The following is a 25,862-nucleotide window of genomic DNA, read 5'->3' on the forward strand; positions in this document are numbered from 1 at the left end:
AGTGTCTATCCCGATGAAAATAAAGTGTAGTCGGCGTCACAAAAAGATGCGGTGTTACGGAATTTTCCGTAAAGTGCGGTAGTCTGAATAAGCAGAGAAAAATCCTTCAGGAGAGAAGCCATGAAGTGGCAACAACGTGTTCGTGTCGCAACTGGCCTCAGTTGCTGGCAGATAATGTTGCATTTACTGGTCGTGGCCGTACTGGTGATGGGCTGGATGAGCGGCACGCTGGTGCGTGTTGGCCTGGGACTGTGCGTCCTCTACGGCGTCACCGTACTGTCGATGTTGTTCTTACAGCGCCACCATGAAGCACGCTGGCGTGAGGTGGGTGATGTGCTCGAAGAGCTCACCACCACCTGGTACTTTGGTGCCGCGATGATTGTGCTTTGGTTGTTGTCCCGTGTGCTGCAAAACAACCTGCTGCTGGCCCTGGCCGGTCTGGCAATCCTCGCAGGGCCTGCGGTGGTCTCGTTACTGACCAAAGAGAAAAAGCTACGCAATGTTGCGTCTAAACATCGCGTACGCCACTGAGCCCGTTGTGGCCGCTATGACCAGTAGCGGCCACAAACTTCCCCACACAATATCCAGACTCGCATCCTTCAGATAAATTTGCTTGGTGATATCCGTAAAGTGTCGAATCGGGTTTATCCACGTTAAATCCTGCAACCACACCGGCATGTTCTCGACAGGGGAAACATACCCCGAAAGCAAAATCGCTGGCATCATAAAGACGAACACCCCGATGAACGCCTGCTGTTGCGTGGAGCAGAGCGCTGAAATCAGCAGTCCAAATCCCACCAGTGACAGACCATAAATCACCATCGTGAAGTAAAACAGCGCCAGCGATCCGGCGAAGGGGATCTGGTACGCCCAAATACCCACGCCCAGTACAATGGTGGCCTGAAAGGTGGCAACAATCAGGGCCGGAACCGCTTTACCGACGAAAATTTGCCAGGTGGCGAGCGGAGAAACCAGCAGCTGATCCAGTGTCCCTTGTTCGCGCTCGCGGGCGACGGACAGAGAGGTGACGATCATCACCCCAATGGTGGTGATCATGGCGATCAGCGACGGTACCACAAACCATTTGTAATCCAGATTCGGGTTATACCAGTTACGCACCACCAGCTCGCTGTTATTGGGTTTGGGTTTGCCCTCCATCAGCTCCTGCTGGTAATTCTTGACCACCTGTTGCAGGTAGTTGGCCGCGATCTGGGCGCTGTTGGAGTTACGTCCGTCGAGGATCAACTGCATGGGGGCGGTCTGGAAAGTGTCCAGGTTACGGGAAAAATCTGCCGGGAATCTCACCAGCAGCAGCGCTTTTTGCGTGTCGATAGTGGGCTGGATTTCCTGCGGGCTTTTCAGCAGCAGAATATGGGTAAAGGCTTTTGCGCGTGCAAAACGCTGCGTCAGCTCAACGGCGTGTTTACCGTTGTCTTCGTTGTAGATGGCAATGGTGGCGTTCGTCACCTCAAGCGTGGCGGCAAACGGAAACAGTAAAACCTGAATAAGTACCGGCAACACCAGAATGGCACGGGTTTGCGGCTCGCGCAGCAGCGATTGCAGCTCTTTGCGGATCAATGTCCATAAACGGTGAAACATGTTCGCTCCTTAATCCAGCCGCCGTTTGGTTTTTATCCACGTCAGGCCAATAAACATCGTTGCCGACGCCATCAGGAACAGCGTGTTGATAATCAGCACCACCGGAATATTTCCCGCGAGGAACAGGCTTTGCAGCGTGCTCACGAAGTAGCGCGCCGGAATAATGTAGGTCACGGCGCGGATCACGGCGGGCATGCTGTCGATCTGGAAAATAAACCCGGACAGCATAATCGACGGTAAAAAAGCGGCGTTGAGCGCCACCTGGGCGGCGTTAAACTGGTTGCGGGTGACGGTGGAGATAAGCAGCCCCATGCCGAGCGTGCTGAGCAGAAACAGGCTGGTGATAAAGAACAGCACGACCAGCGAGCCGCGGTACGGCACACCGAGAATAAATACCGACACAAGCATACAGAGCAGCATCGCCAGCATGCCGAGGAAGTAGTAGGGGATAAGTTTGCACAGCAGCAGCTCGACACGCGTCACTTCGGTAGAAAGCAGCGCCTCCATGGTGCCGCGCTCCCACTCGCGGGCGATCACCAGCGAGGTCAGGATCGCGCCAATGACCGTCATGATAATCGTCACCGCGCCAGGAATAATAAAGTGCTGACTGATGGCGGCGGGGTTAAACCAGTAGCGGGTCTGCACGTCGATCAGAGGGTCGAACGTTTCCCCCCGGTCTTCAGCGCGCTGCATCTGCCACAGCTGCCAGATCCCCTCCACGTAACCCTGCACAAAGTTCGCGGTGTTTGGCTCGCTGCCGTCGGTGATCACCTGGATCGGTGCATCGGTATTTGCCCGCGCCATATTGGCGGCAAAATCCACCGGAATGACGATCAGACCGCGAATCTTCCCGGCCTGCATCTTCTGGATCAGTTCCTGACGATTGTCGCTGATGGTGGCGTCAATGTAGGGTGAGCCGGTCATCGCGTGGGTGAAATCCAGCGCCTCTTTGCTCTGCTGTTCCAGCAAAATACCGACTCTGAGCTTGCTGGAGTCGAGGTTAATACCGTAGCCAAAGATAAACAGCAATAGCAGGGGGATCACTACCGCAATCAGCCAGCTGCTGGGGTCACGCACGATCTGGCGTGTCTCTTTGATGCACAGCGCGCGCACCCTGCGCCAGGAAATGGCGTTATTGTGCATGGGCATTCTCCTTATCCCAGTCGTGGATGAGGGTGATAAACGCCTGCTCCATCGTCGGGTCCGGGACTTCATCGTCGGCGGCCTGTGCTTTCAGGTCATCTGGCGTTCCGTGGGCAATCAGCTTGCCGCGATAGACCAGCCCGATACGGTCGCAGTACTCAGCCTCATCCATAAAGTGGGTTGTCACCATCACGGTAACCCCTTTTTCAACCATGCTGTTGATGTGCAGCCAGAACTCGCGACGGGTGAGGGGGTCAACGCCGGACGTAGGCTCATCAAGAAACAGAATATCGGGCTCATGCATCAGCGAGCAGGCCAGCGCCAGCCGCTGTTTGAAGCCGAGCGGCAGTTCATCCGTTGCGTGAGAGGCAATGCTGGTTAGCCCGAAGGCGTCGCTCATACGGCGGATTTTCTCGTTCTGTGCCCGCCCGCGCAGGCCGTACACGCCGGAGAAAAAGCGCAGATTCTGTTCGACCGTCAGGTTGCCATAGAGGGAGAACTTCTGCGCCATATAGCCCAGATGCTGACGCGCTTTGCCGGAACTGACCTTCAGGTCCATATCCAGTACCAGCGCTTTACCGGCAGTGGGGACCAGCAAACCGCACATCATCTTAAAGGTGGTGGATTTCCCGGCGCCATTCGGCCCGAGCAGGCCAAAAATCTCACCGCGCTTCACCGCGAAATTCACGTTATCGGTGGCGGCGAAATCACCAAACTTTTTAGTGAGGGATTTGGCTTCAATCACCGTTTCGCCCGGCGTACCTTCAACCGTGTGCAGGATCGCCCCGAGGGGAGATTCTGACGTTCCCGCGCCGCCCAGCAGATCGATAAACGCATCTTCGAAGCGCGGTGCGGTCTCTTCCATCTCGATCTCAGGCATACCTTGCGCACGGCGAATGTCGTCGACGGTTGCCTCTTTCTTGAGGATCACGCGTACCGAACGGCCCTGAATCATCCCGTCACTGACCTGCGGCAATTTCAGCACCCGCTGTAACAGCTTGCGGTTGGATTCCTGCGGGCTGTGCAACAGAAAACTGCGTCCGGCCATACTTTGTGTCAGTGTCGTCGGCTCGCCCTGATAAAGCAGTTCACCTTCGTTCATCAGCAGCACATCCCGGCACTGCTCCGCTTCGTCAAGGTAGGAGGTGCTCCAGAGGATCAGCATCCCGTCGCCTGCCAGTTCGTGCACCATCTGCCACAATTCACGGCGAGAGATGGGGTCAACGCCGACACCCGGTTCATCCAGAAGCAGAACTTTCGGTTCACCGACCAGCGTACAGGCCAGCCCCAGTTTCTGTTTCATGCCGCCGGAGAGCTTACCCGCCAGCCGGCCAGTGAACGGACCGAGTGAAGTAAACTCCAGCAAACGAGCAAAGGTCTTCTGGCGAATGTCGCCGGTCACGCTGCGCAGGTCGGCATACAGATTCAGGTTTTCCATTACCGTCAGATCTTCATACAGACCAAACTTCTGCGGCATATAGCCGAGCATGGCATGGAGCGCGCTGTCATCCTTGATCGGGTCGAGCCCGAGCACGCTGGCGGTTCCGTCATCCGGCTTAAGCAACCCCGCCAGCATTCGCATTAGCGTGGTTTTGCCGGCACCGTCCGGACCGACCAGTCCGGTGACATAGCCCTTCTGAATGGTGCAATTCAGCGGTGCGACGGCCGGTTTGTCCATTCCCGGGAAGCGTTTGACCAGATTGCTGAGCTCAATAACCGCGTCATTCATGTCGTTCCCCGTTGTTTACTTTTACGGTGACAGGCATGCCTTGACGCAGCGCGTCGTCCGCATCAGTCACGATGATACGCAGGCGATAGACCAGGTCGGTACGCAGGTCCGGCGTTTCAACGGTTTTCGGTGTGAATTCGGCGGTTGGGGAAACGAAGCCCACCTTGCCGTGATACGGCTTGTCCGGTCGACCATCGGTATAGAGCAACAGCTCGCGTCCTGGCTGCATCTGGCCGAGATTCGGCTCGTCGATGTACGCGCGCACCCACACAGGGCGGGTCAGGGAGAGCGTTAAAACGGTGCTGCCCGCGCTGAGTATGCTGCCTGGCTCCACGGCGCGGGTCATCAGCGTACCGTCAGACGGTGCAACCAGAGTGGTATCGTGAAGATCCAGTTCGGCCTGGGCAAGTTGCGCCTGAGCCTGTTCAAGGCTGGCTTTCGCCTGGGCAATATCCTGCGGGCGATTACCGGTGTGGTACTGGCTTAGTTTGTCCTGAGCGGATTTCAGCGTGGCCTGGGCCTGATCGCGTGATGAACGGGCGTTTTCCAGATCGTTGGCTGAAATGGTGCGGCTTTTCCACAGCCCCTGCTGGCGGGCATAGAAATTCTGCGCGTAGTCGTAAGCCGCCTGCGCCTGTTTGACCGCTGCGGCGGCCTGGGCAATCTCTTCATCGCGATAACCCGCCAGCATCAGGTCATATTGTGCCTGGGCGACAGATACGCCTGCCTTTGCCTGCATCAGCGCGTTCTCGTAAGGGGATTTATCCAGCATACCCAGCGTCTGACCGCGCGTAATTGTGTCGCCTTCATCAACGTTAAGCGATGCCAGACGCCCCCCCACGCGGAAGCTCATATTCACCGTGCGAATATCAACGTTACCGTACAGCGTCAGGGCTTTATCCTGATGACTCTGATACCACAGCCAGCCACCGACTCCCGCAGTAAGCAAAACAACAACCACCAGAACGATGGCGACAGGTTTTTTCATGACTTCAGGCTCCTTTGCGTTAAACCTTGCAGGATCAGATCGAGATGACAGGTGATGACCTGAATAATCTGCGCGGCTTTATCCTCATCAAATTGTGTCCAGCCGGTGCGTAAAAGGATAGTCTCCCGCCCCAGACGGAAGGCGAGGATTTCACCCAGCAGGGCATGGGTATGCAAAATTGTCTCGGTATCGTTGGCATCCCGCCCGGTATAGGCGGCGATCAGCCGGGTCAGGTGAGTATGCATCGGGGCAATCACCCGATCGTGCACGAGCTGGTACGCGGCAGAAGGGGAGAGCTGCTCGCGGGAGATAAATTTACTCAGGTTGAGCGTATCGTCGTGCGTCAGCAGGCGGATCATATTGTGGCAGGCGTTGAGGATCAGCTGCCGAATGGCGGCGCGATCGGGCGACGGCTGGCCGAGCAGCGCGGTGGCTTCCTCAACGTGCGGGCGAAATTGCGTGCCGATAAAATCGGCGATCCACTCGGCACAGGCGAGGTATAAATCCTCTTTTGAGCCAAAATAGTAGGGTATGGCTGCAATGTTCTGCCCGGCCAGTGCCGCAATATCGCGCGTCGTGGCATGCAGTCCGTACTCGCCAAACTGCGCCAGCGCCGCGGCAATAAGCTGGCTTTTGGCCTGTTCACCTTTTGATGTCGTCGGGGTCGTATTCATAGCGGCATTAAAAATTAATCAATCGATTGATTAAGACTATGCCTGATTCACGCCCTCGTCGAGGGAACCGAGGGATATTTTATGCGCTACGTCACAAAAGCTGCTACACTCCGCCCCTTCGCGACATTGTGGTTTTTGTCCTCGCCTATTCGTTATATCTCCCTGAAAACTACACCTGTGATGGTCGGGGCGGTTCGGAGTTTTTATGTCTTTTGATTCCCTTGGCCTGAACCCGGAAATTCTGCGCGCGATCGCAGAGCAGGGCTACGTTGAGCCAACCCCAATCCAGCAGCAGGCTATCCCCGCCGTCTTGCAGGGCCGCGATCTGATGGCCAGCGCCCAGACCGGTACCGGTAAAACCGCGGGCTTTACGCTGCCGCTGTTAGAGCTGCTGGTAAAAAACCAGCCGCACGCCAAAGGCCGTCGTCCGGTTCGTGCGCTGATCCTCACCCCAACTCGTGAGCTGGCAGCCCAGATTGGCGAGAACGTGCGTGACTACAGCCGCTATCTCAACATTCGCTCGCTGGTCGTTTTCGGCGGTGTAAGCATTAACCCGCAGATGATGAAGTTGCGCGGCGGTGTGGACGTGCTGGTGGCAACGCCGGGTCGTCTGCTGGATCTGGAACACCAGAACGCGGTGAAACTGGATAACGTCGAAATTCTGGTGCTGGACGAAGCCGACCGCATGCTCGACATGGGCTTTATTCACGACATTCGCCGCGTGCTGGCTAAACTGCCACCGCGTCGTCAGAATCTGCTCTTCTCCGCGACCTTCTCCGACGAGATCAAGGCGCTAGCAGAAAAGCTGCTGCATAACCCGCTGGAAGTGGAAGTGGCGCGTCGCAACACCGCCTCTGAGCAGGTCACCCAGCACGTTCACTTCGTTGACAAAAAGCGTAAGCGGGAACTGCTCTCCCAGATGATCGGCCAGGGCAACTGGCAGCAGGTGCTGGTCTTTACCCGCACCAAGCACGGCGCGAACCACCTGGCGGAACAGCTGAATAAAGATGGCATCCGCAGTGCCGCCATTCACGGTAACAAGAGCCAGGGCGCACGTACCCGCGCGCTGGCGGACTTCAAATCTGGCGACATCCGCGTGCTGGTGGCGACCGACATTGCCGCCCGTGGTCTCGATATTGAAGAGCTGCCGCACGTGGTGAACTACGAGCTGCCAAACGTGCCGGAAGATTATGTCCACCGTATCGGCCGTACCGGTCGTGCGGCGGCAACCGGTGAAGCGCTTTCTCTGGTTTGCGTGGATGAGCACAAGCTGCTGCGTGATATCGAACGCCTGCTGAAGAAAGAGATCCCGCGCATTGAAACGCCGGGCTATGAAGTTGACCCGTCGATTAAAGCTGAGCCAATTCAGAACGGTCGTCAGGGGGGACGTGGTCAGGGCGGCGGTGGCCGCGGTCAGCAGCCGCGTCGTGCCGACGGTGGTGCACCGAAATCAGCAGGCAAACCGCCGCGTCGTAGCAACGAAGCCAAACCCGCCGGTGAAAACCCGTGGCGCAGCGGCGAAGGCAAGCCAGCAGGGGAAGGGCAGCGCCGACGCCGCCCGCGTAAACCTGCTAACCCGCAGTAATCTGGAAGCCCGGTCGTAAAGCCGGGCTTTTCTTTTTGCGACAGCAAAGAGAAAGTGCCACAATAGTGGCTGTTTATACAGTATTTCAGGTTTTCCAATGGCTTTAACCGCTGCGCTCAAGGCGCAAATTGGCGCATGGTATAAGGCGCTACAGCAGCAGATACCCGACTTTATCCCCCGAGCGCCGCAGCGGCAGATGATTGCTGACGTGGCAAAAACGCTCGCCGGGGACGACGGGCGACATCTGGCGATTGAAGCCCCAACCGGCGTCGGGAAAACCTTGTCGTATCTCATTCCCGGCATCGCGATTGCGCGGGAAGAGGACAAAACGCTGGTGGTCAGCACCGCCAACGTGGCGCTGCAGGATCAGATCTTCAGCAAAGATTTACCGCTGCTGCGCAAAATCATCCCCGATCTGCGTTTTACGGCCGCTTTCGGACGCGGGCGCTACGTCTGCCCGCGTAACCTGGCGGCACTTGCCAGCAGCGAGCCTAATCAGCAAGATTTGCTGGCGTTTCTCGATGACGAACTGACGCCGAACAACAAGGCCGAGCAGGAGCAGTGTGCAAAGCTAAAAGCCGATCTCGATGGCTACAAATGGGATGGTCTGCGCGATCACACCAGCCAGGCAATTAGCGATGACTTATGGCGCAGGCTCAGCACCGATAAAGCGAGTTGTCTGAACCGCAACTGCCACTACTATCGGGAGTGCCCGTTCTTTGTCGCCCGACGTGAGATTCAGGAAGCGGAAGTGGTGGTCGCCAACCATGCGCTGGTGATGGCGGCGCTCGAGAGCGAAGCGGTGCTGCCGGAGCCCAAAAACCTGCTTCTGGTGCTTGATGAAGGTCACCATCTGCCGGACGTGGCGCGGGACGCGCTGGAAATGAGTGCCGAAATTACCGCACCGTGGTTCCGCCTGCAGCTGGATCTCTTTTGCAAGCTGGTGGCGACCTGCATGGAGCAGTTCCGCCCGAAAACCACGCCACCGCTGGCGGTGCCTGAGCGTCTTAGCGAACACTGCGAAGAGGTGTATAGCCTTATTGCCTCACTCAATAACATCCTCAATCTCTGGCTTCCGGCAACGCAGGAGGCTGAACACCGCTTTGCGATGGGCGAACTCCCGGATGAAGTGATGGAGATTTGTCAGCAACTGGCGAAGCATCTTGAAAAGCTACGCGGGCTGGCGGAGATGTTTTTAAACGATCTCAGTGAGAAAACCGGTTCACACGATGTGGTGCGATTGCACCGCATATTGCTCCAGATGAACCGTGCACTCGGTATGTTTGAAGCGCAAAGCAAGCTGTGGCGGCTGGCCTCGATGGCACAGGCTTCGGGCGCACCGGTCACCAAATGGGCCACCCGTGAAGTGCGTGACGGACAAGTGCACCTCTTTTTCCACTGCGTAGGTATTCGCGTGGCCGATCAGCTGGAAAAACTTATCTGGCGAAGCGTGCCGCATGTGGTGGTCACATCGGCCACACTGCGTTCCCTGAACAGTTTTTCGCGTTTGCAGGAGATGAGCGGCCTGAAAGAGAAAGCGGGCGATCGCTTTGTGGCGCTGGACTCACCGTTTAACCACTGTGAGCAGGGCAAGTTGGTGATCCCGCGCATGAAGTATGAGCCGCTTATCGACAACGAAGAGCAGCATATTGCCGAGATGGCAGCCTACTTCCGCGAGCAGGTTGAAAGCAAAAAGTACCCCGGGATGCTGGTGTTATTTGCCAGTGGGCGGGCGATGCTGCGTTTCCTGGAGCACGTTACCGATCTGCGTTTACTGTTACTGGTGCAGGGCGATCAGCCGCGCTATCGGCTGGTGGAGACGCACCGTAAACGCATTGATAACGGTGAGCGCAGCGTGCTGGTAGGTTTGCAGTCGTTTGCTGAAGGTCTGGATTTGAAAGGGGACTACCTGACGCAGGTGCATATCCATAAAATCGCCTTCCCGCCGATCGACAGCCCGGTAGTGATCACCGAAGGGGAATGGCTGAAAAGCCTTAACCGCTATCCGTTTGAGGTGCAGAGCTTACCCGCGGCATCGTTTAACCTGATCCAGCAGGTGGGGCGTCTGATCCGTAGCCATGGTTGTTGGGGTGAGGTGGTGATTTACGACAAACGCTTGCTCACCAAAAATTACGGTCAGCGGCTGTTGAATGCTTTGCCCGTTTTCCCCATCGAACAACCGGAAGTGCCTGAGGTAATAAAACGCCCGGCCAAATTGCCTGTCGGGCGCAAGAAAAGCCTCCGTGCTAAGGGGCGCGGTCCTACTGGTAAGTGAAGGTCACCTGCACGACGCTGTTGAACGTGCCGGCGGTGACGGGCATTGAGGTGGCGTAGTAACGCGCAGCTAAGGGGAAGTCTGCCGTATGATCGCTTTGATTGATCAGTACGCTAAAGCTGGCCTGAGGAGCGATAAGGATGTGATCCTGACGATCGGCAAGTTCGAGAGCCAGGCCGCCAGCCGTGCCGTTATTCGCAAATTTTGTCGGATGTGCGCCATCCGCCTGTCCGTGAAACGTGGCGGTGGCAAGGGTTGTGGTGGCAGGGCATTTTGAGAGTGTCAGATCTACGTTTTTCCATACCCCCGTGTCGCCGATGTCTTTAAAATCACCTGACGATGCCTGACCGAGATCGACAGTCAAATTCTGGCTGGCGCTGTCGACGGAACAGGTATTGGCAAAAATATTGCCCTGCATGAGCACCTGTATTTCCTCTGCAAAGGCGTGAGGTGTCAAAGCAAGCAGCAAAACAGGAAGATATTTTGTCATTTATACCCCAGCGTGATGGTGGCAATGCTGTTGGCGCTGCCGGGTGTGACGTCGGCTGCGGTTTGCTCGTAACGTACCTGAAAAGGAATCGCCAGCGTTTCATTCGCTTGCGCAACTGCGGCAGTACTCCTGTAGGTACCAAAATCAGGGACTTCTCCGTCAAACAGCATTTGAACCCCTATACCCGTTGCGACGCCGGTTTCCTGAGTCAGGTTGATGACGCCCGGGAAGTTCGTATCATAGCCATTTGCACTTGTTATCATGACCTCCGGCTGCACGGTGTCGGTACAATTCACGTCCACGTCAAACGTCCTGTAGGGAGCTATTGAACCCGCACCGGTAAATGCGCTGACCGGAAAATCCCCTAATTTGATTGTCAGGCTTTTTGGGGATACGGAGCAGGTCACCTCGTGCACCGTGATATTTCCCGCGTAAGAAATATTATTGGGGTCGCCAATCCCTTCATGACCAAATACGCCAATGCCAAACCGGGTTTGGGCCTGAACCAGAGTACCTGAAGAGATCGCATTGCTGGTTTTTACCAGCTCCAGCGTGACGTCAAAACTGAATGATTGTTGTCCATCGGTGGAGACATACCCTATGGGGGTGCTGCGCGAATCGCACTGTACGCCGCCAGCTCCGCTAATACGCTGGCCTTTGTCGTTCATCAATGCGATACCAACCCCGGGCACGCCGGAGTCATAGACGCCAGTCATGCCCGGTATTTCAGCCCCCGTACCGTAATAGCAGGACACGATCTCCAGGCCACTATCAATGCTTTGATCGCAGTTTCCTGCAACATGAACGGTATTTTCCGAGCCGGGAATGGTCGCCCCAACGGCCAGCGTTGTGGAAACCGAGACCGACGCGATGTTGATCATTTTTGGCAGGTCCGGGGTGGTACAGGTCGCTTTAGCATGCGGCATAAATAATGCAGCGGCTCCCAGAATCAGTAGAAAAAAGCAGTGTTTAATCAATTGCATAATATTGAACCTGAGCGGTGGATCACTGACACTGCGCGCCAGCATGAATGATGGTGGATTTATCTTTCTCATCCGTTAGCGCGTATGCAGCGCTGCAATGCTCGCTGACATCTGGCCCCCAGCTGACAGAGAGTTTCCCGTGCTGAGGTAAACCGGAGAGATAGGTCTGGCCGTCGCTGCCCACAATGAACTCGCTGTCCTTATCGTCGGTGGTGACGGTTGCGCCAAAGGGAAGCGGTTTACCGTTTTGTGTCAACGTCATCAATACCCGACGTCCCACACGGGTGTTGAAGCTCGCCCGAACGACTGCCCCACGTGTCGGGGTGACAATCTGCGCGGCGTGGGTCACGTCGGCATCCTCTGGTAGCGTTTCGGTGTCCAGCGAAATGGTGTTATGGCGATAGGCAGTGACAAATGGCACAACGGTATAGCCACGGAAATCGGTCTCGACTCCCGTCTGGTTGGTGATATGTGTGCCATGGGTCCCCGGCGCTTTTACCAGAGCGATGGTTTCCCCTAGCGGCTGACTTAACGTGATGCCGTTAGCATGCGCCACGACGCCACCCTGCAGGCCCATATTCACCGTGCGCTGATATTTATCCTGACTAATACCGCCGCTCACTTCGCCATAGGTCGCCTTATAGTCGGCATTCACGCTGGTGGAATTGCCGCTGCCGGTTGTGCTCAGACCTTCCTGAATATTCCAGTTGAGGTTCTCTTCTTTTAGCGCCGTGCCGTTCAGGCCAATATTCTGCGTGGTACCCTCTTTAGTGTTATTCAGATTGTACGTAGCCCACGTGTTGTGCATCCAGCGGTCAAGCGGAACGGAGACACTCAGAGAGAACTGGTTGTCGTTGGTAACTGACTCCCCGTTCTCGTCGCTGTCGTCAGTATTTTTGTTCATGCTGTAGCTCAGGCTGTAGCTCACGCCGTGCCAGCTGTTGTTGTAGCTGACGCTCATGGAGGTCATGTCCTGACTCTGGCTCCAGTAGGTCTCTTTCACCATGCTCAGGGTGACGGAACCCCACCCTTTGGGCAGCGTCTGGTCGACGGTGGCTTCAGCCCGCGCGCGACGCTGCTGTGGGGCCGACCAGTCGTCCGAGCGGGTCCAGGACTCCATGGTGTCTTCCATGGTGTAAAACCCTTTGCTGTTGTAGCGATACCCCGCGAGAGAGAAGTTGGTACCGGAGCCGGCAAAATCTTTGCTGTAACGTACACGCCAGGACTGGCCTTTGCTGGCCTGTTGCTTTTTAAGCAGTGCTTTCGCGCGGGTCACGTCGATGGAAAAGGCGCCTAAATCACCCATGTTTTTTCCCGCGCCCAGCGCCTGAGATTGATAATGGCTGCTCTGTTGTACGCCGCCATAGGCGGTGAAACCATACGGTAAACCATAAATTGCGCTGCCCTGGGCAAACGGCGTTTTCTCTACATCGCTGTCATATGATCGATAACGGCCAGCAGTGACGCTATAGCGCAGGTTATGTTCACGCTGGAGTACCGGTACTGAAGCGTAGGGCACCACGAAATGGCTTTCGCTGCCGTCGGTTTCTTTTACCGTCACCTGAAGATCGCCGCTGCTGCCCGTCGGGTAGAGGTCGTTGATCTCAAACGCACCGGGCGCAACGGTATTTTGATAAATGACGTAACCGTTCTGTCGCACCATCACCAGAGCGTTACTGTGTGCTGTACCGCGAATAATCGGGGCATACCCTTTCTCGCTGTCCGGGAGCATGTCGCTGTCGGAGTTAAGCTGTACGCCGGTATAAGGCACGCTATCAAACACGTCGGCAGGGGAAGAACTTTGTCCGACCGTCAGGCTGCTTTTCATCGCCACAATATCGCGCTGGGCGTAGGTATAAATGGATGAAAACGTCTGCTGTTGTTCTTTACCCGTGGTGCTGCGGTTCCATGTCGAGTAGTTTCTCAACCGCCATGCGCCAATGTTAAGGCCAGGCCGGAGATTGACGTACTGGCTGCTGGTATCCTGTTCACCCTGTTGCAGCGCGTGGCTTTGGCTCGCGGTCGCACTGTAATTGAGCAGACCAGCCGTGATCCCTTCATCGAACTCTTTTGGGTCGATATAGCCCCGTGGAACCTGGCCTAGTGCCAGTTGCGGAACACTGAGCAGCAGCTGTTGATTGCGAACGTGGAACGACGTGGAGGCTGCCGGGATGGTGTTTAAATCAGCGCACTGGCCTTTTGCCATCAGCTCTGGATATTTTTGGGTTTTGATACCCAGGCTTTTTAAGTCGCTCAGACTAAAGCAGGGCTGAAGAGAGTTATTACCTTGCGGATCTTTTTGTAATTTGAACGTGACGTCGCGTGTATCAATTTTATTGTTATTAATAAAAATGGCGACCTGATATTTTCCCGGTGCCTGCCCTGGCCCTTTTTCGTAAACGGACAGGTCGGTCTTTCCCTGTTGAGGATTATCAATATCCAGTAATGCCGGGTTAAAATAATCATCAGCCATAACCTGCTGTGCAAAGATCGCCAGCGCCAGGCCACATAAAATGACCAGCAGTGATGAAATTCGGCAGGTGAACGGCTTTTTATGGCTGTACATGATTATAGTAATTGTCTGCACATAATATTAGTGGACTGATTTCGACCATGTCTGGCTGATACTGCCGTAATCCGTAATAATGGAATACGCGACAGTGGAACCGCTGACGTTGCCAGGTAAGGCAAAATGTGTTTCCGTTTCAGGTATTGCCCACGTGGCTTTATCCACTTTATGGCCGTTCAGCGTCACCTTCTGGAAATTCATATAGAATGGCGTTGGGTTATTGACGACCAGATCGTTGCCTTCACGATGCCACTCAAGTTTATTTGCGACATCTTCAGGTTTGCCTTTAACTGAAGTAGGGCGATACAACAATTTTATGCGCGTATTAATGGCAATTTGCAGGGTATTCATCCCTTCAACATGTTTTGAGGAGGGAATGGCTTTGATATTTAACCAGTACAGCGATTCACGATCTTCCGGTAGATTGCCACCGGTACGTACCACGCGCAGCACGTTATCCTCTTTTGCATCAAGACGAAAAAGCGGTGGTGTAATCAGAAAGGGCGCTTTGCCCGGGGTTTTACCGCCAGAATCGACCCAGGACTGTACCAGATAATCCGTGGTATCTGGGTTTGAAACGCCAAGAGAGGACTCCTTTTTATCTCCATGGTAGACCAGACGGGTGCCATTAATAATAACACCTGCATGCGCAGTGGCGGCTGCCAGTAAAAGAGTGCTCAGTAAATAACCGTGGCGCATAACTATTTCTCAAAAAAAGAAGAGATATTAACGCCGATAAAAACGTTAATATCTCAGGATGGATAATATCAGTTATAGATAACGGTGAAGGTCGATACAGAGTTAGCCGGACCTGCGGTAATTGCGGCCCCGGTTTGAATATACCGTGCGCCGAATATCAGGTCGTTGACCGTCGTGCCGGAGGCTAAAGGATATTGCTGAGACGGCGTATACAGACTCACGGGTTGTTCAGAAGCATCAACCAGTTGAATAGCCACACCTGTTGCAGCATCCACATCCGGCGTTAATGCCAGCGTGGCGTTATTATTCGCATCCGGCGTTCCGCCGAAGTTAATCGCTGCGGAGGTAACGGTTTCCGGACAATCTTTTAGCTGAATATCGAACTTCGTTAACGTGCTGGTAGAGCCCGCACCGGTAAATACCGTTTTAGACACTTTACCTAGCTGAACATTTAATGGATTACTTAACCCATTAACCACCTGACACGCAGAATCAATTATTTCCCCGGTGAAGTTTATCTGACCTTCACCGTTTGTTGCCGCTAATGCAGATGCAGAACATCCCACTGTTGCGGCGATGAATAAACCTAAAGCAACCTTGTTCATAACAAATCCTGGTATGTTTCTGGTGAGAACGCTGCCTGGACGTTTTCACCGGTGACCCTTAATGACTTTCCGCTGACTATTTAAGCAAATAATGACGTATTAAGAATCTTCTGGCGGAATTACAAATAATTGAAATAGTGCTTGAGTTTCACTTTTCATCATAAAAACAGAAGGTTGATCCGGTTGAAAAAAACTAACGTCTGTAGGTTCTTCAGGGCTATATTGTTAACAAGATGATGTTTTCAGGAGAGATGTCGTGGATTATCGCAAAATTATCAAAGAAGTAGGGCGCGGAAAAAATCATGCCCGCGATCTGGACCATGAAACCGCTCGTGCGCTTTACACCCATATGCTCAATGGTGAGGTTCCTGACCTGGAGATGGGGGGCATTCTGATTGCGCTGCGTATCAAGGGTGAAGGTGAAGCGGAGATGCGCGGCTTCTATGAAGCCATGCAGGCGCATACGCTGCGCTTAACGCCGCCGGTGGCAAAACCGATGCCGATTGTGATCCCGAGCTATAACGGTGCGCGCAAGCAGGCAAACCTCACTCCACTGCTGGCTATCTTATTACACAAACTCGGGTTTCCGGTGGTGGTTCACGGCGTGAGCGAAGATCCTACGCGCGTACTGACGGAGACTATTTTCGGGATGCTGGGGATCGCGCCAACACGACATGCTGGCCAGGCACAGGCGAAACTGGATGGCCATCAACCGGTTTACATCCCTGTCGGTGCACTTTGCCCACCGCTGGAAAAGCAGCTTGATATGCGCTGGCGCATGGGGGTGCGTAACAGCGCACACACCCTGGCGAAACTGGCGACACCTTTTGGTGAAGATGCCGCTCTGCGTCTTTCCAGCGTTTCTCACCCGGAATATGTTGCGCGTGTGGGTAAATTTTTCGAGGACATTGGGGGCAGGGCATTGTTGACGCAGGGTACAGAGGGCGAAGTTTATGCTAACCCGCAGCGCTGCCCTCAGGTGGTGCTGATTGATTCCGTCGGTACGCGCGCCATTCTGGAGCGTGGGGACGAAAATAGCGGCGTGATATTGCCTGAGGCAAAAGATCCGCACACCACCGCGCACTGGATTGAGCAGTGCCTTGCCGGAAATGTGCCCGTTCCGCATTCCCTCAAGCTACAGATGGCCTGTTGTTTGCTGGCTACCGGGGAAGTTGAAACGATCGAAGCAGGGCTGAAACGCGTTGAAGAGACGTTTTAAGCAAAAAAAAAGCCCGTCCAGTGGCGGACGGGCAAGCAAGGGTAACAACAGGTCAATGAGGGTTGGAGCAGCTCACCAAGAGGGTACGGTGAGGGTGGAGCACAATTCGTTCGATTATTTGTAAATAACCGCAGTACCGCTCAGCTTGTTGTTGGTGTTAGCGGAGGTGATGGTGTACCCGCTTGCACCGGCAGCTGCGGCTTTCTCAGCCAGTTTGGCTTCCAGACCGTCCAGCGTGGTCGCGCCTTCTGCACTTACCACACCGATTTTATTCATGCCCTGGGCCTGAGTAGAAGAGACAGGCTCTGCAGCAAATGCGCCAAAAGACAGAGCGGACAGGGCAACAGCAGCAACAGCATATTTGATGGTTTTCATAGTTAATCTCTCGCAGGTTATTCTGTTAAGGGGACGATGTTCCGTCGATGTGATAAGTATCACGCTTTTTTGTGGAGGATAAAATCGAAGAGAATTGACGTGGTTGCTCAAAAAAATTGAATGACAAATAACTTATTGAATATTAATAAATTCAAAGTGCCGCTTTACACTTCTTGTTGAAGTGCTTTACAGTCGCGTTGAGAAGGGCACATTTTGCTACGCGTTCCGCTAAAAATCGTGAGAGTAAAGGAATGCGCTTGGGTGGTTAGCTTACGTAAAGGAGAGTCAACGTAACTGGCTGTCTTTCGAACCTCTGCGATTATATCCCGAATTTAATGACGCTTTTGAATCTTTATCCTGCTGGCAGGTTATGCATAACCGCACGCCCGGCATGGCTTTACGTCGTGCCTCCGGAATGGGTTCTCCGCATTCTTCGCATTCCGATAAACTTTCGCCGCGCGGAATTTCGCCGCGAGCACGGGCAACGGCATCTTCAATCGTACTGTTGATCTGTTCGTTAACGGCGTCGTCATTCGCCCAACCGGAAGCCATGAACTCCTCCTGGAGTCTTTTGAAGTGATACGCTCAATATGGGGTTAAAAAATGAACAATCAAGGTATGGGGGAGGGAAAACTGCATCTGTGTTGCAGATGCAGTGTGTTGCGTGGACGTCGGATTATTTATAGATGGTCGCAGTGCCAAACAGATGGTTATTGCCGCTCGCAGAATTAATCTCATATCCTTTGGCACCTTCCTGGCGCGCTTTTTCGGCCAATTTATCCTGCAAATCGTCAAGGTTACTCGCCCGGCTAACCGAAACGGTGCCCGCAGGACGTAGCTGGCTAGTATCGGTACTTTGGGTCAGTGACTGAACGGCCATAGCGGAGAATGACGCGGTCGCCAGGGCGGCTGCGATTACAGCAAGGGTCAGGTACTTTTTCATAATCACATCCTCATGAGGAAACAACAGGTGATTTCCCTTTAAGTTTAGAAGCCTGACGAATGTGACTTAGCGCAAATATTTGATGATGATCTGCTTATTTTTTGAACGATCTAAATTGACAATTCGCTGACGGATCATAGACATAAAGGTGTCTGATAAATGGCAAGTTTTTGCGCGTCGCAGAGAAAGATTTACCGTTGGGCCTGCAAAGGGTATCTTACGCCGCTGTTTAAAGGAGAATGCCATGACTTCCCAAAAGCCGGGATTGCACCCACGAAATCGCCATCGCAGCCGCTACGACATGAATGCGTTATGCCAGAGCTGCCCTCCACTGCAGGACTATATTGTCCAGACGCCTGCGGGCGAGCCTTCGGTGAACTTTGCTGACCCCCGGGCAGTTAAAATGCTGAATAAAGCCCTGCTGGCGCATTTTTACGGTGTGGCTCACTGGGATATTCCGGAAGGCTTTCTCTGTCCTCCTGTACCGGGGCGTGCTGATTACATTCACCATCTGGCCGATCTTCTTGCTGACGACCGTGGCGGTGTAGTTCCGCAGCAAGCCACTATCCTGGATATCGGTACCGGGGCAAACCTGATCTATCCGTTGATTGGCGCTCATGAGTACCACTGGCGTTTTACCGGGAGTGAAATCGGCGCTGAGGCCTTTGCCAGCGCGCAGGCGATTATCAGCGCCAACCCTGGGTTAAGCCGCGCCATTCGCCTGCGTCGTCAGAAAGAGGCGGCCTCGATCTTCAACGGCATTATTCACAAAAACGAAAGCTACGATGCCACGATGTGCAACCCCCCGTTCCATGATTCAGCGGCAGCGGCTCGTGCGGGCAGCGAACGCAAGCGCCGCAATCTGGGTCAGGCGGAAGATGCTGCACTGAACTTTGGCGGACAGCAGCAGGAGTTGTGGTGTGAGGGCGGTGAAGTCGCCTTTATCCTGCGCATGATTGAGGAAAGCAAGCAGTTTGGTCGTCAGGTGAAGTGGTTCACGACGCTGGTTTCCCGGGGGGATAACCTGCCGCCACTCTACCGCGCTCTCACAGAAGCGGGGGCCGTAAAAGTGGTGAAAAAAGAGATGGCGCAAGGTCAGAAACAGAGCCGCTTTATTGCCTGGTCATTCATGGACGATAACAAGCGCCGCAAATAATATGTCTCGCAGTCCGGGTCAGGCGAAGCCGCCACCCGGCAACCAGATTACAGCGTCGGCTCCTGCGGTGGGAGCGGCGATGAGGGGGGCGGCAGTACCTGATAGGTCTGTACCGGCATCCGCACATTCGCCAGGTCAAAGTGTTTTTTCACCATGCTGTCGAGGGCAAAGCGCACCGTCCACTGCTTCAGCGGCTGGGTGGTGAACGACACGCGCAGGGTAAATGCCGTGTTTGTCAGCCCGACGATGCCGGCAAATGACGGCTCCCCGATCACCAGCCCGCGAATATCCTCCATCTGCATCAGTTCTTCCACCGCATCGCGCAGCGCCTGTTTAGCTTTGTCTGCATCTTCATGACGGTCCACATCGTAGTTCGCCACGACGGAACCAATGCCGCGTACAAAGTTGGCGAAGGTGGTGATCGAAGACCAGGGGATAATATGGTATGCACCGGTGTCCTGACGCACGCCGACAGAGCGAATGGACATCCGCTCTACCGTGCCGGTTAATGGCCCAATCGTGACCAGATCGCCCGTATTCATCCCGTTCTCAAACTGAATAAAGATGCCGGTAATAATATCCTTCACCAGCGTTTGCGAACCGAAGGAGATGGCCAGCCCCAGGGCACCCGCACCCGCCAGCAGCGGGGCGATATTCACGCCGATTTCCGAGAGCACAATCATGATGGTGATGGTGCTGATAATGACCGCCAGCGCGTTGCGGAACAGGGTTAACAGCGTTCTTGCTCGCGCGCTGGGCAGCGGTCTGCCGTGTATATCCGAAACCAGACGGTTCTCAATAAGGCTCGCCAGCAGCGTCCAGCCGACGGCGGAGAAGAACAAAATCAACGCGATGCGAATCAGGATATCGACCGTTTTTTCACCCGCACCGTTGTGCAGCCAGTTCCAGAAATCAAACAGGCTCCACGCATTCAGGAGCAGCATAATCGCCACGCAGACGGTAAGAATACGCGCTACTTTGAGCGATACCGACATCCAGCCGTTAACCCGTTTTTGCAGTTCCGGGTAATTACGCTGGACCTGCGGCGAGAGGGTGATGGTTTTCGAGATCCAGCGGGACAACAATCCCGACACAAATGCCGCGATGCCGATAATGGCCAGACTTTTGAACGTCGCCCCCATCATAAATTTCAGGCTGTTGCCGGGATCGAACAGCGAGAAGAAGCACAGTACGATGAAATAAGCGCTTGCCAGCCAGTGCCACACCAGCGCAAAAGCGCGAATAAAGAGGCTAAAGAACGAGAGGGAACGATCGGCCAGGTGCAGCAGGCTCTCAGTAATGGCCTTTTTGTTATGGAAGATAAGGTACAGCGACCAGACGGTAATACAAAGCATAATCAGCACGTTTGCCAGCGCGCCAAACTGGACGTTCACCTGGTTGGAGATGATCGGCACGGCAACCAGCAGACCATAGCCAATCAACCCGCTGAGCACGCTGAGACGCAGCGCCCAGTATTTTGCGCTCACATCCCCGATGGTGAAAGGTCGCAGCGCCGGTACGCGCGGACAAAATAATAACCGCAGCAGAGCTTTAAAAAATTCGATCAGGGCAAAGGCATTCAGGAAAAGTGATTGCTGGAAGGCGATGGTTTTGTTGCCTGCATTCAGCTTATCGGCCAGCATCTGGCCTAAAAACAGCGTCAACGCCAGCAGCAGTAAATCAATGATAAACGCTGAGGCTATCATCAACGGCAGGTGCAACCAGCTGCTTTTCTGCTGATTCTTCCTGCGTCCCCATTGCCCCATTTTGCGGTACAGCGGCCACGCGCACAGGCGCACCAGCCAGTAAAAAAGGAATACCGCGCCCGCCAGCATCAGGAACTGTGTCGCAGCGGCGGTAAACGTTTGTGGGTTAAAGGGCTTATGCGGCGAGCCAATCAGGTTGCGGTAAAGCTGAGCGAAGCGCGAGGAGAGTGCTTCCCCGTAGTGGCGGCTCACGTCGGTGACGTTTTCCAGCACCGTTTTTTGCTCCTCCACTTGCGGAGGTGTGAGGGTTGGCACCGACGCCTGCGGCGGCGTGGCGGCGGCTTTCCGCAACTGACCAATGAGTTCCTGCCGGGAGGCGTCGTTCTCAAGGACGTCAGCAAGCGCGCCGTAAGCCGCTTTTTTTTGTTCAACATCCGGTTCCGCCGGCGGCGCATTTTGCTGGGTAGCCGTGGTCCCGGAGGTGACTCCGGGGATCGCCACGGCGAGAGATGGCGCACTAAACAGGCTTATCAACAGCAGCAGGAACCACGGCACGGCGTCCTCCGGTGAAAATATCGTGCAAAATGATAAGTATAGAGTGCGGAGAGCAGAGGGGATTTTTTGGGAACAATCTGGCGTAAAAAAGCCGGGCATGCCCGGCTTACGTATAAAGCGAGAGATCAGGAGACGTGCTGCAGGAACTCCTGCAAACGCTGGCTTGGCGGGTTCGCAATCAATTCCTGCGGGTTACCGTCTTCCGCGATACGGCCTTTATCAATAAAGATCAGGCGGGACGCCACTTTCTCAGCAAAGCCGATTTCGTGGGTCACGATAACCATCGTCATCCCCTCTTCTGCCAGATCCTGCATGACTTTCAGCACTTCGTGGCGAAGCTCCGGGTCAAGCGCAGAGGTTGGCTCATCAAACAGCATCATTTTCGGTTTAACCGCCAGCGCGCGGGCGATAGCCACACGCTGCTGTTGACCGCCGGAAAGCTCGGAAGGATAGTGATGCGCACGTTCGGCCAGGCCGACTTTAGCGAGCAGATCTTTTGCCAGCGCTTCCGCCGCCGCTTTGTTGGCACCGCGCACGCGAAGTGGGCCAAACATCACGTTCTCCAGCGCCGTCAGGTGCGGGAACAGGTAGAACTGCTGAAACACCATGCCCGCTTCCTGACGAATCAGGCGGTCGTCCACTTTCGGGTCATTCACCTTCAGACCATCGACGATCAGATCGCCGCTGGTGATCTCTTCCAGCTTGTTGATGCAGCGCAGCAGCGTTGATTTACCGGAACCGGATGGCCCGATAATGACCACCACTTCACCCTGCTTAATGTTCAAATCAATATTGTGCAGCACCTGGGTTGGGCCAAAGTGCTTGGAAACGTTTTTAAATTCAATCACAGGATTTTCATCCTTCTTTCAAGACGACGCAGAACGAAGCTGAGAACCAGAGTAATGATCAGGTAGACAACGGCCACCGCACTCCAGATTTCCAGCGCGCGGAAGTTGCCAGCGATGATCTCCTGACCCTGACGGGTCAGCTCAGCTACGCCGATAACGATGAACAGCGACGTATCTTTAATGCTGATGATCCACTGGTTACCGAGCGGTGGCAGCATGCGACGCAGCGCCAGCGGCAAAATCACGTGGCGAATCGTTTCGCGACGTGAGAGGCCTAGCGCCAGACCGGCTTCGCTGAAACCTTTATGAATCGACAGCACCGCACCGCGGGTGATTTCCGCAATGTAGGCGCCTGAGTTGATCATAATGGTCACGACGGCCGCGCTGAACGGATCGATACGCAGATCGGTGAAGGCCATGGGCAGGGCGAAGTAGATGAACATGACCTGCACGACAATAGGGGTGCCGCGGATCACTTCGATGAAAACCAGTGCGATGTGGTTTGCAATCCAGCCACCGTAGGTGCGGGCGAAACCGGCGACAAGACCGATAATCAACCCACCAACCAGACCCAGGACCGAAATCCACAGGGTCATCTTGGCGCCTTCAAGCAAGAGTGGAATGGCAGGCCAGATGGCGCTCCAGTCAAACTGCATGATATTTTCCTGTTACTGTTACCGTGTTTCAAAAATATCAGGGGCGAAAGGTCGCCCCCGAGTGAACGTCATTGTTACGTATTATTATTTAGGCTCAGTACCGAACCATTTTTTGTAGATTTCGTTGTAGGTGCCGTTCTCTTTCAGCGTTTTCAGCGCGCCGTTAACTTTTGTACGCAGGTCATCGCTGCCTTTAGGGAACGCGATACCGTACTGCTGCGCTTCCAGTGATTCACCGACAGCTTTGAACTTGCCGTTGCCCGCTGTTTTGATGAAGTAAAGGATGTTTGGCGTATCATGCAGAACTGCGTCAGCACGGTTGGTGCCGAGTTCCATGTATGCGTTGTCGATGTTCGGGAACTGACGCAGGTCTTTGGTTTTAATATTTGCTTTTGCGTAATCAACAGAACCGGTGCCGCTCTTCACTGCCACCACTTTACCGTCGAGATCTTTCACGCTTTTTACGTCGTTATTGTCAGCTTTGACCATCACCAGCAGGCCGCTTTTGTAGTAGCCGTCAGAGAAGTCGATCGCTTTTTTACGTTCATCGGTAATGGTGATGCCTGCCAGCGCCAGATCAACGTTTTTGGTTTGCAGTGCCGGGATGATGCCGCTGAAGTCCATTGGCTTCAGGGTGTAATCCAGTTTGAGTTCTTTTGCGACAGCGGCCCACAGATCCACATCAAAACCAACGTATTTATCACCCTGTTTGAATTCAAACGGAACGAACGCCGTGTCGGTCGCCACAACCAGTTTGTCGGCAGCCTGAGAGGACACCGCAAAAGCCAGGGTAAGTGCAGCCAGTGAAACTTTTAATACAGACTTCATAGCATTTCCTTTTATATCCACGGGGCGATCCCCTGCGAGAACAGGTGGCACAATGAAAAAATCGTGCCAACTTTACAAGCTATTGTTTTGCAAAGGGGATGATGTCATGCATTGCACAATAAATGAGGCAATGATGGCTGATTGCACCAAAGTGAAGCACCGTTTTGGTGCGTCTCGTTTGGCTCAACTGACGGGGAGATATTTAGCGTAAATTCTGACGAAAAAACAATCTTCCGTTAACGGTTGTGTGAGGTGATTATTACAATTTCTTCACTTTTGCACGTTCTCAGGCCAAAAACGTGCACCACAGATGTGCAAAACCCTCACCATAGGGCGAGGGTTGGATAGAAAATTCGTATGAATTATTCGATGTTAGATTCGATGAACCACAGGAACTGATCCAAATCGCGCGACGCGGCGGTGAAAATGTCCGCGGTATCTTCGTCTTTCGCTTCGCCAATCGCTTTACGGACATCGTTTGCGACTATCGCGTAGCGGTCTGCCAGCTCTTTCAGGTGATCCTGAACGGTATGGATATCCAGCGGGTAACTTTTCAGCGGGGTTTTACTGTTGATCACCTGCGTGGTGCCCAGCGCCACGCCGCCTAGCTGAACCGCACGTTCCGCCATCGTGTCAAGGTGGGTGACCAGTGCTGTGCGGAAGCCATCCAGCATTTCATGAACGGCAATAAAGTTTGCACCGCGCATATTCCAGTGGGCCTGTTTGGTGATCAGCGAAAGATCGATGAACTGGATCACCTGGCGATTCAACAACTCAATGGTCGCTTTTTTGTCGCTATCCGATACATCGTTACGGGTATAAAGCAGATTAGACGCTTTCGTTTTCACCAGTTTAGCGGTACTCATAATCTCATATCCTCTTGATGTTTATGTCCCAGGTAATTACGGAACTAAGTATAGCACCGGTTTTTTGTCTGCGGTTTGGCTATACCTATCAGTTTAATAGCAAGAAGAAGGTTGAGTATTTAATGTATTGAAATTAAATAGAAATATTCCATTCAATACAGGTTGTTCTTAATTTTGACTGGGGTGTAAGAGTGTGGAAAGATATTTCGATAATATGACAAACTGTGAACGAAATTATAAATCCTGGCGAGTTGAGCTTTATTCTGCATGGCGCGGAAGCCATGCAGAATATATGGCCTTAGTTGATATCGACCTTTTCAACTTTAGGTTCAGAACGCATGGTCAGCGTCGAACCCATTGAGGCCGCTATAATCGAGCAGAGCGCCAGCGTCTGGGTCAATGTCAGGGTTTCGCCAAGAAACACCATCCCGGAGATTGCGGCAAGCGCAGGCTCCATACTCATCAGGGTGCCGAAAATACGCGTCGGCAGGCGCGTAAGGGCGATCATTTCCAGAGAATAGGGGAGAGCGGTCGAGAGAATAGCGACCGCCAGACCAATCGGCATGACTGACCATTGCCAGATAGATTCCGTTGCCTGGGCCATACCGATGGGCACAAACACGATGGCTGCAATCAATGAACCCAATGCGACGGTCGCCGGGCCATGCTCTTCCCCAGCGCGCTGACCGGTGAGTATATAGATAGCCCAGCAGGCACCGGCGCCTAAGGCCAGCGCCGCACCTGTCAGATCAATCTCAGAAACATTCTGACCCAACGGCAGCAAGAACCATAGCCCCAGAACGGCTAATACGACCCAGATAAAATCAACAGGGCGGCGCGAGGAGAAGAGCGCCACGGCCAGCGGGCCGGTAAACTCCAGCGCAACGGCAATCCCCAGCGGGATCGTCTGGATGGAGAGATAGAACAGGTAGTTCATCGCTCCCAGGGAAAGCCCATAAAACAGCAAGGGTAAACGCTGCTCTTTTTTGAAGCGTAAACGCCAGGGTTTGAAAATAACCACCAGTATCGCCGTTCCCAACACGATGCGCAGGGCAGTGACCCCAGGGGCACCCACCAGCGGAAAAAGTGATTTTGCCAGTGAGGCGCCACTTTGAATGGACAACATGGCAACGAGTATGACTGCGACCGGCAACCAGACCGACGATGTGCGGGATAACCCAGGCATCCTTTCTCCTGTCAGCTTATGTCAAATGAAGCAAAGGTTGCAGTGTAAAGGAAATATGCTGCAACGGTTGAGGCGCTGTTGAAAAAAAACCATGTGAAATCCGTAAAATGGTTAAGCGTTGTTGGATTTATCGCCTGTCAGATTAGGAATAATCTGGATGAATGTAACAGCACAGGCGCGCACTA

Annotated in this window: 24 protein-coding genes; 5 read left to right on the forward strand and 19 right to left on the reverse strand. The window is 54.0% G+C overall.

Translation table 11 applies throughout. The features are described from left to right. The first annotated feature begins 120 nt into the window (after nt 1-120). On the forward strand, nt 121-531 hold the full coding sequence (locus tag LCD46_06400) for a YbhQ family protein (protein UOY71943.1): 411 nt from the start codon (nt 121-123) through the stop codon (nt 529-531). Here LCD46_06400 and LCD46_06405 read toward each other — a convergent pair. Genes LCD46_06405 through cecR form a run of 5 tightly spaced genes read right to left on the reverse strand, consistent with a single transcriptional unit; the run spans nt 493 to nt 6,133 of the window. Beyond that, a complete protein-coding gene (locus tag LCD46_06405) occupies nt 493-1,599 on the reverse strand; it encodes an ABC transporter permease (protein UOY71944.1) in 1,107 nt (368 codons plus the stop codon). The two genes, LCD46_06400 and LCD46_06405, sit on opposite strands and share 39 nt — an antisense overlap. 9 nt (nt 1,600-1,608) lie before the next feature. Continuing rightward, nucleotides 1,609-2,742, reverse strand: coding sequence for an ABC transporter permease (locus tag LCD46_06410; protein UOY71945.1), 1,134 nt, complete (start codon nt 2,740-2,742; stop codon nt 1,609-1,611). Next, nucleotides 2,732-4,471: an ATP-binding cassette domain-containing protein gene (locus LCD46_06415; GenBank protein ID UOY71946.1), complete on the reverse strand. Its 1,740-nt coding sequence runs from the start codon at nt 4,469-4,471 to the stop codon at nt 2,732-2,734. Before LCD46_06415 ends, LCD46_06410 begins: the two co-directional genes overlap by 11 nt. Beyond that, nucleotides 4,464-5,459 carry a secretion protein HlyD gene (hlyD, locus tag LCD46_06420; GenBank protein ID UOY71947.1) on the reverse strand — a complete coding sequence of 332 codons (996 nt, stop codon included), beginning with the start codon at nt 5,457-5,459 and terminating at the stop codon, nt 4,464-4,466. The genes LCD46_06415 and hlyD overlap by 8 nt, the downstream gene beginning before the upstream one ends. Beyond that, nucleotides 5,456-6,133, reverse strand: a complete 678-nt coding sequence (gene cecR, locus LCD46_06425; GenBank protein UOY71948.1) for a transcriptional regulator CecR — start codon at nt 6,131-6,133, stop codon at nt 5,456-5,458. The genes hlyD and cecR overlap by 4 nt, the downstream gene beginning before the upstream one ends. 205 nt (nt 6,134-6,338) lie before the next feature. Between cecR and rhlE the strand changes: the two genes are divergently transcribed. After that, nucleotides 6,339-7,718, forward strand: coding sequence for an ATP-dependent RNA helicase RhlE (gene rhlE / locus LCD46_06430; GenBank protein ID UOY71949.1), 1,380 nt, complete (start codon nt 6,339-6,341; stop codon nt 7,716-7,718). Between the two features lie 97 nt (nt 7,719-7,815). Further along, on the forward strand, nt 7,816-9,993 hold the full coding sequence (gene dinG / locus LCD46_06435; GenBank protein ID UOY71950.1) for an ATP-dependent DNA helicase DinG: 2,178 nt from the start codon (nt 7,816-7,818) through the stop codon (nt 9,991-9,993). Here dinG and LCD46_06440 read toward each other — a convergent pair. The 5 genes from LCD46_06440 to LCD46_06460 all read right to left on the reverse strand — a co-directional run bounded on the left by LCD46_06440 (nt 9,980) and on the right by LCD46_06460 (nt 15,339). Continuing rightward, nucleotides 9,980-10,483 carry a type 1 fimbrial protein gene (locus LCD46_06440; protein UOY71951.1) on the reverse strand — a complete coding sequence of 168 codons (504 nt, stop codon included), beginning with the start codon at nt 10,481-10,483 and terminating at the stop codon, nt 9,980-9,982. The two genes, dinG and LCD46_06440, sit on opposite strands and share 14 nt — an antisense overlap. Next, entirely contained in the window at nt 10,480-11,466 is a 987-nt protein-coding gene (locus LCD46_06445; protein UOY71952.1) for a fimbrial protein, read from the reverse strand. Before LCD46_06445 ends, LCD46_06440 begins: the two co-directional genes overlap by 4 nt. 22 nt (nt 11,467-11,488) lie before the next feature. Beyond that, a complete protein-coding gene (locus tag LCD46_06450; protein UOY71953.1) occupies nt 11,489-14,032 on the reverse strand; it encodes a fimbrial biogenesis outer membrane usher protein in 2,544 nt (847 codons plus the stop codon). Nucleotides 14,033-14,059: 27 nt separating this feature from the next. Further along, nucleotides 14,060-14,734 carry a molecular chaperone gene (locus tag LCD46_06455; GenBank protein ID UOY71954.1) on the reverse strand — a complete coding sequence of 225 codons (675 nt, stop codon included), beginning with the start codon at nt 14,732-14,734 and terminating at the stop codon, nt 14,060-14,062. 68 nt (nt 14,735-14,802) lie between these two features. Continuing rightward, entirely contained in the window at nt 14,803-15,339 is a 537-nt protein-coding gene (locus LCD46_06460) for a fimbrial protein (protein ID UOY71955.1), read from the reverse strand. Between the two features lie 256 nt (nt 15,340-15,595). On the opposite strand from LCD46_06460, the gene ybiB reads away from it, so the two are divergent. Further along, the gene (ybiB, locus tag LCD46_06465) at nt 15,596-16,558 is read left to right on the forward strand and encodes a DNA-binding protein YbiB (protein UOY71956.1); all 963 of its coding nucleotides are present in this window, start codon (nt 15,596-15,598) and stop codon (nt 16,556-16,558) included. Nucleotides 16,559-16,672: 114 nt separating this feature from the next. On the opposite strand, the gene ybiJ is transcribed toward ybiB, so the two are convergent. From ybiJ to LCD46_06480, 3 genes are all read right to left on the reverse strand, one after another. Then, a complete protein-coding gene (gene ybiJ, locus LCD46_06470; GenBank protein UOY71957.1) occupies nt 16,673-16,933 on the reverse strand; it encodes a DUF1471 family protein YbiJ in 261 nt (86 codons plus the stop codon). Nucleotides 16,934-17,218: 285 nt separating this feature from the next. Further along, nucleotides 17,219-17,485: a DksA/TraR family C4-type zinc finger protein gene (locus LCD46_06475; GenBank protein ID UOY71958.1), complete on the reverse strand. Its 267-nt coding sequence runs from the start codon at nt 17,483-17,485 to the stop codon at nt 17,219-17,221. A gap of 124 nt (nt 17,486-17,609) precedes the next feature. Next, the gene (locus LCD46_06480) at nt 17,610-17,876 is read right to left on the reverse strand and encodes a DUF1471 domain-containing protein (GenBank protein ID UOY71959.1); all 267 of its coding nucleotides are present in this window, start codon (nt 17,874-17,876) and stop codon (nt 17,610-17,612) included. Nucleotides 17,877-18,120: 244 nt separating this feature from the next. On the opposite strand from LCD46_06480, the gene rlmF reads away from it, so the two are divergent. Next, the gene (rlmF, locus tag LCD46_06485) at nt 18,121-19,032 is read left to right on the forward strand and encodes a 23S rRNA (adenine(1618)-N(6))-methyltransferase RlmF (GenBank protein UOY71960.1); all 912 of its coding nucleotides are present in this window, start codon (nt 18,121-18,123) and stop codon (nt 19,030-19,032) included. 47 nt (nt 19,033-19,079) lie between these two features. Here rlmF and ybiO read toward each other — a convergent pair whose 3' ends face one another. The 6 genes from ybiO to rhtA all read right to left on the reverse strand — a co-directional run bounded on the left by ybiO (nt 19,080) and on the right by rhtA (nt 25,677). Further along, the gene (ybiO, locus tag LCD46_06490; GenBank protein UOY71961.1) at nt 19,080-21,293 is read right to left on the reverse strand and encodes a mechanosensitive channel protein; all 2,214 of its coding nucleotides are present in this window, start codon (nt 21,291-21,293) and stop codon (nt 19,080-19,082) included. A gap of 125 nt (nt 21,294-21,418) precedes the next feature. Further along, the gene (gene glnQ, locus LCD46_06495; GenBank protein UOY71962.1) at nt 21,419-22,141 is read right to left on the reverse strand and encodes a glutamine ABC transporter ATP-binding protein GlnQ; all 723 of its coding nucleotides are present in this window, start codon (nt 22,139-22,141) and stop codon (nt 21,419-21,421) included. Continuing rightward, on the reverse strand, nt 22,138-22,797 hold the full coding sequence (gene glnP, locus LCD46_06500) for a glutamine ABC transporter permease GlnP (protein ID UOY71963.1): 660 nt from the start codon (nt 22,795-22,797) through the stop codon (nt 22,138-22,140). Before glnP ends, glnQ begins: the two co-directional genes overlap by 4 nt. 84 nt (nt 22,798-22,881) lie before the next feature. Then, nucleotides 22,882-23,625 carry a glutamine ABC transporter substrate-binding protein GlnH gene (glnH, locus tag LCD46_06505; protein ID UOY71964.1) on the reverse strand — a complete coding sequence of 248 codons (744 nt, stop codon included), beginning with the start codon at nt 23,623-23,625 and terminating at the stop codon, nt 22,882-22,884. 362 nt (nt 23,626-23,987) lie between these two features. Further along, complete coding sequence (gene dps, locus LCD46_06510; GenBank protein ID UOY71965.1) at nt 23,988-24,491, reverse strand: DNA starvation/stationary phase protection protein Dps; 504 nt, start codon at nt 24,489-24,491, stop codon at nt 23,988-23,990. A 298-nt stretch (nt 24,492-24,789) separates the two neighbouring features. Beyond that, nucleotides 24,790-25,677, reverse strand: coding sequence for a threonine/homoserine exporter RhtA (gene rhtA / locus LCD46_06515; GenBank protein UOY71966.1), 888 nt, complete (start codon nt 25,675-25,677; stop codon nt 24,790-24,792). Nucleotides 25,678-25,862: the final 185 nt, after the last annotated feature.

Origin of the sequence: Enterobacter ludwigii, assembly GCA_023023105.1 — a bacterium.
Taxonomy (GTDB): Bacteria; Pseudomonadota; Gammaproteobacteria; order Enterobacterales; family Enterobacteriaceae; genus Enterobacter; species Enterobacter adelaidei.